General features: G+C 71.1%; 16 protein-coding genes. 7 read left to right on the top strand and 9 right to left on the bottom strand.

Annotated elements, in window-relative coordinates; genetic code table 11:
• Nucleotides 1–5 precede the first annotated feature (5 nt).
• Nucleotides 6–500, top strand: a complete 495-nt coding sequence (locus Asi03nite_RS13200; RefSeq protein WP_203679653.1) for a DinB family protein — start codon at nt 6–8, stop codon at nt 498–500.
• Nucleotides 501–601: 101 nt separating this feature from the next.
• Nucleotides 602–1,636 (top strand): endonuclease/exonuclease/phosphatase family protein, encoded by a 1,035-nt coding sequence (locus tag Asi03nite_RS13195; protein ID WP_239102656.1) that lies wholly within the window; start codon nt 602–604, stop codon nt 1,634–1,636.
• 145 nt (nt 1,637–1,781) lie between these two features.
• Here Asi03nite_RS13195 and Asi03nite_RS13190 read toward each other — a convergent pair whose 3' ends face one another.
• Nucleotides 1,782–2,279, bottom strand: a complete 498-nt coding sequence (locus tag Asi03nite_RS13190) for a VOC family protein (protein WP_203679642.1) — start codon at nt 2,277–2,279, stop codon at nt 1,782–1,784.
• 125 nt (nt 2,280–2,404) lie between these two features.
• On the opposite strand from Asi03nite_RS13190, the gene Asi03nite_RS13185 reads away from it, so the two are divergent.
• Complete coding sequence (locus tag Asi03nite_RS13185; protein ID WP_307834009.1) at nt 2,405–3,247, top strand: AraC family transcriptional regulator; 843 nt, start codon at nt 2,405–2,407, stop codon at nt 3,245–3,247.
• A 4-nt stretch (nt 3,248–3,251) separates the two neighbouring features.
• On the opposite strand, the gene Asi03nite_RS13180 is transcribed toward Asi03nite_RS13185, so the two are convergent.
• From Asi03nite_RS13180 to Asi03nite_RS13155, 6 genes are all read right to left on the bottom strand, one after another.
• Nucleotides 3,252–3,671, bottom strand: a complete 420-nt coding sequence (locus Asi03nite_RS13180) for a VOC family protein (protein WP_203679634.1) — start codon at nt 3,669–3,671, stop codon at nt 3,252–3,254.
• A 258-nt stretch (nt 3,672–3,929) separates the two neighbouring features.
• On the bottom strand, nt 3,930–4,406 hold the full coding sequence (locus tag Asi03nite_RS13175; protein WP_203679625.1) for an HAD domain-containing protein: 477 nt from the start codon (nt 4,404–4,406) through the stop codon (nt 3,930–3,932).
• Between the two features lie 192 nt (nt 4,407–4,598).
• Entirely contained in the window at nt 4,599–6,521 is a 1,923-nt protein-coding gene (locus Asi03nite_RS13170) for an Hsp70 family protein (protein ID WP_203679623.1), read from the bottom strand.
• Between the two features lie 119 nt (nt 6,522–6,640).
• The gene (locus Asi03nite_RS13165; RefSeq protein ID WP_203679621.1) at nt 6,641–7,684 is read right to left on the bottom strand and encodes an HAAS signaling domain-containing protein; all 1,044 of its coding nucleotides are present in this window, start codon (nt 7,682–7,684) and stop codon (nt 6,641–6,643) included.
• Nucleotides 7,681–8,010 carry a PadR family transcriptional regulator gene (locus Asi03nite_RS13160; RefSeq protein WP_203679618.1) on the bottom strand — a complete coding sequence of 110 codons (330 nt, stop codon included), beginning with the start codon at nt 8,008–8,010 and terminating at the stop codon, nt 7,681–7,683. Before Asi03nite_RS13160 ends, Asi03nite_RS13165 begins: the two co-directional genes overlap by 4 nt.
• Nucleotides 8,011–8,087: 77 nt before the next feature.
• Entirely contained in the window at nt 8,088–8,390 is a 303-nt protein-coding gene (locus Asi03nite_RS13155) for a hypothetical protein (protein WP_203679615.1), read from the bottom strand.
• Nucleotides 8,391–8,471: 81 nt separating this feature from the next.
• Here Asi03nite_RS13155 and Asi03nite_RS13150 point away from each other — a divergent pair, with 81 nt between their 5' ends.
• On the top strand, nt 8,472–9,239 hold the full coding sequence (locus Asi03nite_RS13150) for an aminoglycoside phosphotransferase family protein (protein ID WP_203679607.1): 768 nt from the start codon (nt 8,472–8,474) through the stop codon (nt 9,237–9,239).
• Here Asi03nite_RS13150 and Asi03nite_RS13145 read toward each other — a convergent pair.
• Nucleotides 9,229–10,155, bottom strand: coding sequence for a serine hydrolase (locus Asi03nite_RS13145; protein WP_239102655.1), 927 nt, complete (start codon nt 10,153–10,155; stop codon nt 9,229–9,231). The genes Asi03nite_RS13150 and Asi03nite_RS13145 overlap by 11 nt on opposite strands.
• A 181-nt stretch (nt 10,156–10,336) precedes the next feature.
• Here Asi03nite_RS13145 and Asi03nite_RS13140 point away from each other — a divergent pair, with 181 nt between their 5' ends.
• Both Asi03nite_RS13140 and Asi03nite_RS13135 read left to right on the top strand, forming a co-directional pair.
• Nucleotides 10,337–11,131, top strand: coding sequence for an SAM-dependent methyltransferase (locus tag Asi03nite_RS13140; RefSeq protein ID WP_203679606.1), 795 nt, complete (start codon nt 10,337–10,339; stop codon nt 11,129–11,131).
• Between the two features lie 62 nt (nt 11,132–11,193).
• Entirely contained in the window at nt 11,194–11,508 is a 315-nt protein-coding gene (locus Asi03nite_RS13135; protein WP_203679605.1) for a TM2 domain-containing protein, read from the top strand.
• A 268-nt stretch (nt 11,509–11,776) separates the two neighbouring features.
• On the opposite strand, the gene Asi03nite_RS13130 is transcribed toward Asi03nite_RS13135, so the two are convergent.
• On the bottom strand, nt 11,777–12,103 hold the full coding sequence (locus tag Asi03nite_RS13130; protein ID WP_203679602.1) for a hypothetical protein: 327 nt from the start codon (nt 12,101–12,103) through the stop codon (nt 11,777–11,779).
• Nucleotides 12,104–12,630: 527 nt separating this feature from the next.
• Here Asi03nite_RS13130 and Asi03nite_RS13125 point away from each other — a divergent pair.
• Entirely contained in the window at nt 12,631–13,140 is a 510-nt protein-coding gene (locus tag Asi03nite_RS13125; RefSeq protein ID WP_239102654.1) for a transposase, read from the top strand.
• The last annotated feature ends 3 nt before the right edge of the window (nt 13,141–13,143 follow it).

Raw genomic sequence — 13,143 nt, 5'->3', positions numbered from 1 at the left:
CCGGCATGATCGAAGCCGATGCGGAGAAGGCGGTTCTGCACGAGTTCCTGGAGTATCAGCGCGCGAGCGCGCGCGCCGTCCTGGAAGGTCTCGGCGAGGACGCGCTGCGGCGGCCGGTCCTGCCCTCCGGCTGGACGCCGCTCGGGCTGGTCGAGCACCTCGGGCACGCCGAGCGCCACTGGTTCCAGGAGGTTCTCACCGGCTCCGCCGTCCCGCTGCCCTGGCCGGACTCCGATCATCCCCCGCTGACCACGCCACACCCGGCCGCCGCGGTCTTCGGCTTCTACGCCGAGCAGTGCCGGATCGCGGACACGATCATCGCCGCCACCCCGCTGAGCGCCGCGCCCGCCGGCGCGCATCCGGACCCGGCGCTCGCCTCGCAGACCACCGATCTGCGCCGGATCCTGTTGCACATGATCGAGGAGACCGCCCGCCACGCCGGCCACCTGGACGCGGTCCGTGAGCTGATCGACGGGCGTACCGGGCTGGGCCCCCGGTGACGGCGACCGGGACGGGACGCGCCGCACTCACACATGGGCATGCGATGATCTCACCCGTTGTTGCCCGGCCGTTCACCGAGCGGTCATCCCAAGGGGAGTTCATGCGCCTGCTACGAAGGCTGTTCCATACCCTGTCCATCGCCGTGCTCGCCGCGGGGGCGATGATCGGCACCGCGGCCCCGGCCGCCGCGGAGACGCCGGTCCCCGAGTTCCCGTACATGGTGAACTACAAGCTCTGGCACTGGAACATCTCCGGTTACAAGATGAGCCGGGGCTCGACCACCAACGGCCTGATCGGGGTCGCCGCCTCGTCGATCCAGAACCGCAGCGCCGACTTCGCGTCGTTCAGCGAGATGTGCTACGGGCAGTACACCGCCCTCAAGAACGCCCTGCGCGACGCGAACTGGCCGGTGGACGAGACCAACTTCTCCCGCTGGACCCCGAGCATTTCGGGTGACGACCACTACTGCAACGGCCAGGACTTCGGCAACGCGATCTTCGCCAAGAAGCCGCTGGGCAACGCCTCCCGGTGGACGCTGCCGTCCGACGGCACCGACGAGCCGCGCACGCTCACCTGCGTCAACACCGAGGACAACGTCTACCTGCACTACTGCACCACGCACATCACCACGGAGACCCCGAACAACGCCAACCAGCTGCGGTACGTCCTGGACCGGCTGGAGGCGTACCACACCTCCGGGCACGCCGCCCTGATCGGCGGGGACTTCAACGCCCAGCCGCACTACGGCCGGCTCAACGGCTGGTACTCCTCGTCGCTGAACACGGCGAACAACGGATCGAACACCGGGCAGTACCGGGAGCTCGACGACAACGACAGCGGTAACTGCCCCGGGTACGGCGAGTTCACCGCGCTGCACCCGCCGGCGCCCAACAACGCCCCGCCGTGCAGCGCCACCCAGCCGCTGGCGAAGGTGGACCTGATGTTCGTCCGGGAGAGCCGCCTGCTCCGCGAGTTCGGCGGCGGCTACAGCGGCGACTCGCTGGACATCGCGAAGTCCTGCTCGGGCATCGCGGCCACCGACGACTACCCGGCCAAGTCCTGCTCGGACCACCGGATCATCATCGGCAGCGTGACGCTGTTCGCCGGCAAGGACGGCACCGTGAGCGCGTTCTGACCGACGCGGAGCCGGCCGCCGGGCTTTCCCGGCGGCCGGCTCCGGTGACGGCGGTCCCGGACGCGGCAGATTACTCTCAGCCGGCGCGGCCGCGCGGCGGGTCCGGTGACGCCCGCCCGCCCGCGCGGGCCGGGCCCGGTGACGGTCAGCCCTGCTGGGCGGCCCACTCCGCGACCCGCCGGGCGCTCTCCTCCTCGGAGAGGTCTTCCACGCGGGTCATGATCGACCAGCGCACCCCGAACGGGTCCCGGACGCTCGCGAAGCGGTCCCCCGAGACGAACGTCGAGGCCGGCTCCCGCACCGTCGCCCCCGCCGCCTCGGCCCGGGCGAGGACGGCGTCCACATCCGGGCAGTACAACCCCATCGAGTAACAGTCCTGGTCCCCGGCGGGCGGCGGCACCAGGCCGTAGTCGGCCATCGGCTCACCGAGCTGCAGCAGGCCGGCGCCGAAGTCGAGGACGGCGTGCGCCACCACGCCGCCGATCTCGGCGACGTCCACCACCCGGGCGCCGAACACGTCCCGGTAGAAGTCGATCGCACCGCGCGCGTCCGGGATGACCAGGAACGGGGTCAGGCTGGTGGCGCCGTGCGGGGTTCCGTTGGTGGTGTACCGCCCGTCGGCGGCCTGGATGATCTCAGTCATGGACACGACGCTAGGTGGGCGGCCGGCGGGCGGCTTGGAGATTCGCGACAGCTTGTAGGGTGGCGACGGTGAGCCAGGAGCATCGCGGTGTCCTGTATCCGGTGCGGCTGCCGACCTTCGCGCGGCTGCCGCCGCCCACGGCGGTGACCGATTTCGTACGGTGGTTCTGGATCCCCGAGTGGCACATCGCCCCCGGCCGCGTGTCCCGCCAACACCTCATCCCGTTCCCCGCGTCGAACCTGGTGGCCGGGCCGGACGCGGTGGAGCTGTCCGGCCCGGCCACGCGCCGCTCGCACCGCGACCTCACCGGGACCGGCTGGGCGGTCGGCGCTCTGCTGCGCCCCGCCGCCGTGCCGGCGTTCACCGCGAACCCCGCGGACCTGCGGGACACTTCCGAGATGCTGGAACTGCCGGAGCTGCGGACCCGGGTGGCCGAGGCGATGAGCCGCCCCGCCGAGGCCGCGGAGCGGCACCGCCTCGCCGTGGACGCCTTCGCGAGCTGGCTGGCCGCGACGATCCCGCCGCCGGGCCCGGAGGCGCGCCTCGCGAACGCCATGGCCGAACTCGTCGACGCCGACCCGGAGGTGCTGCGCGTCGAGGACGTCGCGGACCGCCTGCACATCTCGGCGCGGACCGTGCAACGGCTGGCCCGGCGCTACGTGGGCCTCCCGCCACTGACGATGATCCGCCGGCGCCGGCTCCAGGAGGCCGCCCAGCAGCTGCGCGCCGACCCGGGGAGGAGCCTGGCCGAGCTCGCGTCCCAGCTCGGCTACGCCGACCAGGCGCACCTGAGCAACGATTTCCACCGGGTGCTCGGCCTGACCCCGAGCGCCTACCGGAGCCGGGACCACACCGCGACCGCACCGGGCACCTCCGGGAGCCGGACGCCGGACCGGCCATCGCTCGACCCGGACGGATCACCGCTGCACCCGGGGCGCGACGTGAAGGACGTGAGGGTGGCGCCCTGAGTCGTCAGGCGCCGAAGCCGTTGGCGGCCAGCCACGCCGGGTCCGGGGCCACCCGCTGCAGGATCTCCACGACCAGGCCGTCCGGGCCAGCGAGCTGGCAGCGGCGCTGACCCCACGGTTCGGTGACCGGCGGGCGCAGGACGGCCACCCCCTCCGTACGCAAGCGTTCGTGTTCGGCGTCGACGTCCGCGACCATCAGGGCGAACAGGGTGCCGGCGACTTCCCTGCCCCGGGCCCCGTCCGGCCACGACTCGTGGTCGCGGTGCACGAGGTCGACGCTCAGACCGGTGTGGGACTCGTGATGCAGGCTCACGTACCAGCCGAGATCGACGGTTACCGTGAAGCCGAAGTGCTCGGCGAACCAGCGTGCCGACGCGGCCGGGTCGGACGCGGCGAAGGCGACGCCCACGAGGGTGAAATCCATCGCCCGAATGGTATTGCTCCCTCCGCTTGCTCCCGCGCTGTCCCCGGACATCACCGTGCCGGACCTGCCGCCGGCAGCCCACCCGGGATCCACCACACCACCGGCGAATAGACCTCGTCCCGCCTGCGGCCGGTGCTCGCGAGCCGAGCGGATGGGCGTGTCGGTCGGGCGACATCACGCACAGCACCATGGCCGACAACCGGCCGCCCCCCCGGCCAGCCACTCCCGCCACCGCGGGTGTGTCGACGTTCTCGCCGCTCAGGTGTTGACGACCAGCCAGGCCCGGACCGCGGCGAAGTCGGCGTCGGTGAGGCCGGTGAACGGGTAGACCCGGCGCAGCAACGCGCGGCCGGAATGGTGGGCGGCCACCCAGCGCTGATCGGTGTCGGTCACCTCGTCGTCGAGCCAGACGAACGGGCGGCCCTGGGCGTACTCGGTCAGGAACGCGGTCTTCCAGTGCAGGCCGGGAACCGGGTCCTCGTCCGGCCAGTCGACCACCGGCAGGTGGGGCAGGCCCAGGCGCGGGGAGATGATGGCGTTGGCCTCCTCCATCCAGGTGCTGGCCCAGGTCAGCTCGCCGTCGAGGGATCTCAGGCGTGGGCCGTCGGCCGGGTCGATGCGGGCGAGCAGCGGGTTGGCGTGGGTCGGTGGGGTCGGTGTGGCGGGGATGGTCCGGGCGCGCAGGGGGATCAGGGTCCCGTCCACGTCCAGGAAGATCAAGGGGCGTGCCGTCACCGGCGTACCGTACCTGTCCGGTCGGTGTGGCACGTGTGCGTTCGTGGCGACCCACCTGTCATCCGACGGGGTGAACCCGCTGTCGGTAACGTTCCGTGGCGGTGGTCCGTTGCGACACGGGAACGTGGCCAAAGCCGCCGATAGCCACAATCAAACACCGTCCGGACAACGCTTGACGACCGGCGAAACCGCCTACGCCCGGACGCAGGCGAGCAGGCGCTGTCCCCACCAGACGGCGACCGCGAGGCCGATGCCGACACCGAACACACCGACCGCCCGGGGATCGGCGATGAAGAACCCGAACACACCCAGCACCACCGCGGTGATCCCACGCAGCACCGTGATCCGGAACAGCAGCAGCGCCACCCCCACGCCGACGAGCGCGCCACCGAGCCGGCTCGCCGCCTCGACGCCGGGCGGCGGAGCGGCCCGCACGGTCAGCGCGAAGAGCACGCTCCCCACGCTCAGGATCATCGCCGCCACCACGGGGAACTCGATGATCACCGGCGGGCTCAGCCGGCACCGCACGATGACGGCGACCGCGGCGGCCAGCAACGCCGCCGGCAGCACGGGCAGCAGCGCCCACTGCAGCGGCTCGCCGAACGGCACGACAAGGTACAAGGCGGCGGCCACCGCGTACAACGCCGCCACCGTGACGCCGAAGGCGTTCCCGGACAGCAGCCCCGCTGAGACCTGCCCGGCCGCGTCCCACCGCCCGCGCAGCCCGGTGTCGCGGGCCAGCGCCGCGCCGATCCACGGCCCGGCGGCCAGGCACAGCACCAGCGCGAGCACGCCGGCGATCGCGAGCTCACCCCAGCTGGAGGCGGTGGCGCCGCGCGCGGTGAACACGAAGTGGCTGAACAACACGACCGACGCGAGTCCCGGCAGGACCAGCCCGAGCGCGCGCAGGACGGTGAGTTTCGGGACGGCGGGCGCCGGCTCGCTCATGGGCGCCGCGGCTCCCTCGGCCTGGGCCACCCCGAGCACCACGGCGGCGCCGGGCAGCGCGGGCACCCGCACCGGCACGCCCAACCGCTCCCCCAGCACCCGTGGCAGGGCCGGCATCGCGGCGGTGGCGCCGACCGCGTACACCTCGGCCAGGTCGGCCGGTTCCAGCGCGGCCGCCCGGAGGGCGTCGAAGGCCAGCTGGAGGACCCGGCGCAGGACAGGCTCGGCGGCGCGTTCCACCAAGGTCGTGCTCAGCACGACCGCCGCTCCGGGCGAGGGAAGCGGCACGGTCACGGCCGGCTGTTGGGAAACTGCCTCCTTGCCGGTACGAAGTACGGCAACCGTCGCCGCCGATGCCGCCCGCAGCACGGTCCCGACGTCGGAACTGTCAGCCGGCCCGGTCACGCCGGTAGCCGTGCTCGGCGGCGTTTTTCGCTCATCCGCGGCCACCCGGGACGTCGAACCGGCCGCGACGGGGCGGGCCGAAGGCGCGGACTCGGCCGCTCCGGCCGGGACCGCGGTGCTCAGCAGCATCGCCACGAGACGGTCGTCGACGGCGTTGCCGCCCGCGTCCGCGCTCCACGTCGTGGCGAGAACCTCCGCGCCGTCCGGCCCGGTGCGCAGCACGCTGACCTCTCCGGTGGCGCCGATGTCGCAGACCAGGACGTAACGGGGTGAGGTCGTACCGGCGAAGGGGGTGTCGGTGGAGAGCAGGGCCGCGACCGGCGCCTCGATCAGTTGCGGACGGCCGAGGCCGGCCTGATGGGCCGCCTGGCGGAGCCAGGTCCGCCGGGTGGGATCCCACCCGGCGGGGACGCTCATCCGGATGTCGGCCGGCAGCAGGCCGGCCATCCGGGACGCCTCGGCGACGATCGGCCGCAGGGTGGCGGCGACCAGATTCGTGACATCGACGGTACGGCCGTGGACCCGTACCGTCCCGGTCCCGGCGGCCAGCGGCGACGGCACGAAGCCGTCCGGATCCTTTTCGGCCAGGCGCCAGGCCGCGGGTCCGGTGGTGACGGTGCCGTCCCGGGCGATGTGCACGGCGGTGGACGGCTCCGCCGTACCGTCGATGATCAGTGCTTGCCAGGGTCCGTCCGGCCAGGCCAGCACCGCCCGGCTGCACGAGGTGCCGTAGTCGATCGCCAGGCGCGGACCGGTCTGCATACGGTCAGTGAAACAGAAGAGCACCGATCAGTCGATCGCCGTCGATCGAAGGGGGCTGGCCGCGCTGACGCCGGGCCGCCCCGAGTCGGCGGCCCGGCGCCTCGTCGCGCTGCCGCCCGTTAACGGCTGGGCGAGGCCGAAGGCGTCGCCGACGTCCGGACGCCGGCGGACGAGCTGGGCCCCGCGCCGTTGGGCGCTGTGCCACTGGGCGCCGTACCGATGGGTGCTGGAGCGCCGGGGGCGGAGCCGGCCGGGGACGGGCCGGGTGGCGCCACCCCCGGATCAGCCGGAGACGGCGACGCCGACGGTGACTGGAACGGGTTGCGCTCCGGGCAGTGCGGATACCCGCGCTGCCAGGTTGCCCGGGACTCCCCGGTGACCGGATCGGTGCAGTACATGCCGCCCATCTGGAGAGGCGCCCCGTTCTGGTCGTAGAGCTGCGCGTTCTCCACCGGCCGGCCCTGCCCGTCGTAGACGAACACGTCCTCCACGCTCCCGTAGCCGGAGCCGCCGCTGTAGGTGGCGTCGAGGTACGGAGCGGTCCGCGCGCCACTGTCCGCCCAGGAGAACCCGGCCAGCGCGAAGATGACCACGACCGCCGTCGCCGACCAGTACGCGTACCGCGGCCAGAATCGCACCGGCGCGCCACGGCGGCCGAGCCAGATCGAGCCCACGACGGCGGCCGCCAGCAGGACCAGGGCGACGAGGTCGCTGCCCCCGATGCGCGGCAGCAGTCCGATCGGCGCGGAGCCGCTGTCGAGCAGTTGGGCGATCACCATGGCGGCCAGGTAGCCGCGCAGCACCCACCAGGCGGGGCGCAGCAGGACCAGGAACTCGCTGGCCCGCGCATAGCCGAGCACGGGGCCGACCCGTACATCCGCAATCCGCAGCCAGCGGGCACCGCGCTCCCGCAAGTCTCGCAGCTGGTCCCGGCGCTTCGGCGGGCCGCCGGCCAGGCCAGCCGCCGCGAGCAACTCGGCGGCGTAAGCCGACGGCGCGCCGAGGCGTCCGGTCAGGGTCCCGTTGCCCTCGGCCAGCACCTCGGCCAGGTGCTCCGGAAGATCGTCGAGCAACTCCTCCCGGGTGCTCTCCGGCACCCCACCGAGGGCCGCGCGCACCTGCGCGACATAGCCGGTGATCTCGTCGTCTGCGATGTCGTTCACACGATCCCCCGGTCGCCGAGCAGGTCGTTCATGGTGGTGGCGAACTCACGCCAGGTCTTGCCGTTCCGCTCCAGCTCGGCGCGGCCGGCGGCGTTGAGCGCGTAGTACTTCCGGTGCGGCCCCTCGTCGCTGGGGACCACGTAGGTGTTGAGTAAGCCGCCGCTGAACAGGCGGCGGAGGGTGCCGTAGACCGAGGCGTCGCCGACGTCCTGCAGGCCGGCCGCCCGCAGCCGGCGCAGGATGTCGTAGCCGTAACCGTCCTCGTCCCGAAGGGCCGCGAGAACCGCCAGGTCCAGCACTCCTTTGAGGAGCTGCGTGGTATCCACGCACCGCACAGTACTGTGCAATCCGAAGTACCGTCAACGCCGCCATACCGCGGGTGGCCACAAAGGATCAGGGACGGTCAGAAGCCCGGCTGGAACCGCGGATCAGGCGAGCCGCCCTCAGCCCACAGCCGGGCCCCTCGGAGATCCACTCCGGGCACGTCGCGGAACATCACCAACGGGTCGACCAGCCCGGCCAGAGCCTGCGGCAGATCCGCCCGCAGCTCCTGCTCGCCCTGTTCCAGGGTGCCCGGCTCGTCGGCCCAGTCGATCTCCGCCTCCCGCAGCCGCCGCACGGCGAGCTCCGCGACCGCCGCGGGATCCTCGATCGACACCTCAACCCGGCAATACACCTGCATCACGACCGGTTCGCGCTTCGTCACCCGGGCAGGCTGCCAAATCAGGCCACCGTCGGCAACCGATTCAGCGAGCGGACCCACGCCCCCTTTCGAGATGATGGCCCGATGGACGATCGGGAGACGCTGACCGGCGGAGTCAACGAGGTGGTGCGCATCGGCGACAAGGTGCGCCGGCCCGCCGGGCCATGGTCGCCGCGGGTTCACGAGTTGCTGCGGGCACTGCGGGCCGCGGGTTTCACCGGGGCGCCGCGGTTCCACGAGATGACCGAGGACGGGTTCGAGATTCTCGACTTCCTGCCGGGCGAGGTGGCGAGCTACCCGCTGACGCCGGCCGCGGCCTCGCGTTCCGCGGTCGTGTCGGCGGCCCGGCTGCTCCGGGCGTACCACGACGCCACCTCGTCCTATGCGCGCACCGCGCCCCGGGACGGCTGGCAGCTGCCGGCCCTGGAGCCGCGCGAGGTGATCTGCCACGGCGACTTCGCGCCGTACAACTGCGTGATGGAGGGCAACCGGGTGACCGGTGTGTTCGATTTTGATCATGCGCGCCCCGGCCCGCGCAGCTACGACGTCGCCTACGCGGCCTACCGGTGGGCGCCGCTGACCGCGCCCGGCAGCCCCGATGCCCTCGGCAGCACGGCGGAGCAGGCCGAGCGTCTCCGCTTGTTCTGCGACAGCTACGGCCTCGACGCGGCAGCCCGTGCCGCCCTGCCCGACGCGGTCGCCACCCGCCTGCGCACGATGGTCGACCAGATGCGCTCGCAGGCCGCCGCCGGCAGCGCCGCCTTCGCGAGCCACCTGGCCGCCGGTCACCACATCCAGTATCTGGGCGATGCCGACTACGTACTGGCCCAGCGTCCGGTCTTCAGTATTTGAGGTACTGCCGGGTCAGCTTGGCGACCTTCTCGACCAGTGCCTTCCCGCTCTCCATCGACTTGTTGTTGTGGGAGAGCACCGCCACCGAGACGTCCACGTCGTCGCCACCCGTGACGCGGCCGATGGTGTTGATCGCCCAGAGACCGCCGTCGGCCGAGCGGGTGTCCCAGCCGTTCTTGACGGTGAACGTCTCGCCGCTCCTGGCGACCGCCGGCACGCCCCAGTCCTGCGCCGCGTCGACCGTGTTCATCAGCTTGAACGCGGTCTTGCGGGAATCCGCGTCGAGCGGACCCCCGGTGTCGACGAGCTCGGACAGCAGCTTGATCTGATCGTCAGCGGTGGTGCGGGTCAACCCCCACGAGGAATTGACGACGGTGTCGGTCAGCCCGAGCCGCTTGTTGCACTTGGTGACCGCCGCCTTGCCGCCGATTCTGCTGAACAGCGAGGTGGTCGCGTCGTTGTCGCTGAGCTGGATCATCGGCTTGGCGAGGGCCATCTCGCTCGCGCTCGGGTCACGGCCGGCGTCCTGGTCCTTGAGCAGCATGCAGGCGAGAACCTGCGCCTTGACGATGCTGGCCGTGTCGTAGTGCTCGTCGCCGCGATAGGCGTACGTCTCGCCGGTCTTCTTGTCCTGCACCGCGACCGAGAACTCCGGCGAGGTGGCGGTCAGCTTCTTGAGCGCGGTGGTGAGCGCCTTCTCGCGCTTGGCACGCTCGGCCTTGGCGAGCTCCTCGGGGCTGGGCCCGGTCGGTGACGGCGAGGCGCTCGGCGACGGCTCGCCGAAACGGAGCGCGCTGGGCAGCCCGATACCGCCGCCGGCGCCGCCATCGTCGTCGAGGCCCGCGAGGATCAGGCCGCCACCGCCGAGGGCCACGACCGCCGCGCCAGCCAGGATTCCAACTCGGTAACGCTGCACCCGTGCATAGTGCCGCGTCCCGGGCTACTCGACAAATCGCCACACTCTGGGCACGCATTCAAACACTTTCGGTGATCACCGAACGCGGTACGTTCCGAGCCGTTCACGGTCCGGCATTTCCGTGTGTTCGCGTTCGTGTTCCTGCGTCCCGGCGGGTTCCGGTTCCTATTAGGATTCGCCCGTGACGATCGACAAGCTCGACACCGGGGTGCCGCACCCGGCCCGCCGCTACAACTACTGGCTGGGCGGCAAGGACAATTTCGCCGCCGACCGGGAGTCGGGCGACCTACTGGCCAAGTCGTATCCCGCCGCTCGCATCGCGGCCCGCGCCAACCGGGCGTTTCTGCAGCGTGCGGTCGGCTTCCTGGCCGGCGAGGCGGGGATCCGCCAGTTCCTGGACATCGGCACCGGCCTGCCCAGCGCCGACAACACGCACGAGGTCGCGCAGCGGATCGCCCCGGACAGCCGCGTCGTCTACGTCGACAACGACCCGATGGTCATGGTCCACGCGCGGGCTCTGCTCACCAGCACCTCGGCAGGTCAGGCGCGTTACCTGGAGAAGGACCTGCGCAGCCCGGCGGAGATCCTGGACTCGCTCGAGATCCTGGACCTGTCCGAGCCGGTGGCGTTGATCCTGGTGGCCGTGGTCCACTTCCTCCCGGATCATCCGAATTCCGTGGAGATCGTCCGCACCCTGGTGGATGCCCTCCCCTCCGGCAGCTACCTGACGATGACCATGGCCACCACGGACCTCCTCACCCCCGAGTTGAAGGCGAACTGGGACGAGTCGCTGCGCTCCGGCCGCTCGGATGTGCACCCGAGGACGCGGGAGCAGTTCGAGCAGTTCTTCGAGGGCCTGCACTTGGTCGATCCCGGGATCGCCGCGATCAGCGAGTGGCGCCCGGACCCGGCGGCGACCGAGAACCCGACGCCGGTCGAGGCCTCCCTGTTCGGAGCGGTGGCCCGTAAACCCTGACCCGCACTCCTCTCGTCAGGCGGCAACGTCCCTCTGCCGCCCCGGCCACTATCGTTGCCCGAATGGAATCACCGCAGGAACAGAGCGCCCTCCCGGAATGGGACCGACTCCGCCTGCTCCGCGCCGAATCAGAATACGACGCCATCAAAAAGGACCCCACGATTGCGTACGGACTCTGGTGCGTCACCGGAATCTTCGGCGGCCACCGGTTCTATCTGGGTGACACCTCCCGTTCCATCCTCATGTTGTTCACTCTGGGTGGCCTCGGCCTCTGGTCCCTCCTCGATGTCTTCTTCATCGCCCGCCGAGTCCGCACGGTCAACCACACCCGGCGAGCCATGGTGATGGCCCGATACGGCGTCCTCGACGCATCCTGATCCGGCGGCGGGCCCCCTTGACGGGACCCGGAGGACTCCCTCTGGCTCGCCAGAGCCTGCGGGTCGTCAGAGGCCGGCTCGGGAGGTTGGGTCCGTTTCCCGATCAGGTGAATCTCTAGGCCCGCGTCTCGGCCAGGGTTTCGCGGATGACCAGGCGCGTTTCAGCCTGGCAGGTTACCTTCGACGTGTCTCGAGAGCGGGCAGGGGTTCCGCCCAGCATTGGCCTGTGTACCGCACCAGTACTTCGGTTACCCAGCCGATCGAGCGCTCACGTCGTTCCCCAATCAGCCTCCCGGGCGGCTCGAGCCGTTCGCCAGACCTCGTCGAACTCCTTGGCCGAGATGAGTTCGGCCCCGTCGTCGACGTCGGGGATCGGCGCCTCGGGTGCCGGACCGTACAGGTACTCGTAGGCCACGACAGCTTTAAGGCCACCGGTGTCCCGGGCGTGCAGCGTTTCGGCGAGAGACGCTGCCGCCTCGAAGATGTCGAGTTCCTCATTGAACGCGATGTGGCGCAACGACATCTGCTCCTCGTCGACCTCGTCGTAGCACTGGATCGGGAAGCCGAGCATGTGCCATTTGAGGTAGGTCAACACCGGGAGATCGTACGACCTCGTTTGCCGCCTGCCCCGTCAAAGGACGGCAGGAAAGGTTAGGTCTTTTTCGGGGCAAGAGTGAATATTCCGGTTTCCTTCTCGGTGAGGATCTCGCGGCTGACCATGCGTTTGAGTCGCGCCCGGGCGCCTTGAGGTGTTTCGGGACGGGGTCGACGCCGACGGCGATGCAGATGTCCCTGGCGCGCATTCCGGCTGGGTTCGCGGTGAGAACGGCGAGGATCTGCTGGTAGGGGGCACTGGTGATGGTGGGGCCGTCGTCGGTGAACTGGTCGGCGGCGAGGGCTTTCAGGGTGGTGCGGGTGGTCGCCAGGTTAGCCAGTTGGGCGTCGAGGCGGGCGAGTTCGGCGGTGAGGGCGGTGATTTGCTCACGGAGGCGGCCGGCGGCCTGCCCGGCGGTGGTCTCTCGTTCGGCGATCAGATCAAGGATCGCGGCGAGGTGCATGGTGGACTCACCGCCAGCTCGGGGTGCTGGTGCACTGCGCCAGCCGGCCGTCGTGGAGGAAGCGATGGGCACCCAGGCACTGGCGCTGCTGGCGACGCTGAACGTCGAGTGCGCCAGCGTCGATCAGCTCGCCGAAACTGCCAGTGCAGCGTTCCGCCAGCACCCGGACCATGCGATCGTGACCAGCTTTCCCGGCCTGGCCGACGTGACCGGTGCCCGCGTCCTGGCCGAGATCGGCGACGACCGCGCCCGGTTCGCCGATGCCCGCGCGTTGAAGGCGTACGCGGGCGCGGCCCCGGTCACCCGCGCGTGCGGGCGAAGCATCTCCATCACCCACCGCAAGGTGAAAACGACCGGCTCGCCGCAGCCGGTTACCTGTGGGCGTTCGTCGCCGCCACCCATGCCGAACCTGCCAAGCAGCACTACCAACGTCGACGCGACCACGGCGACCGGTATCCCGCAGCGCTGCGCAACCTGTTCAACCGGCTCCTCGGCTGCCTGCACCACTGCCTGGCAACCGGCCAGCTCTACGACCCCGCCAAGGCGTTCGCTCACGCAGCGTTGGTACCCGTAACGA

It is taken from the genome of Actinoplanes siamensis (genome assembly GCF_016862395.1).
Classification (GTDB): domain Bacteria; phylum Actinomycetota; class Actinomycetes; order Mycobacteriales; family Micromonosporaceae; genus Actinoplanes; species Actinoplanes siamensis.
The sequence above is the reverse complement of the archived record's forward strand: the minus strand, read 5'-3'. Positions and strand labels throughout refer to the sequence as shown.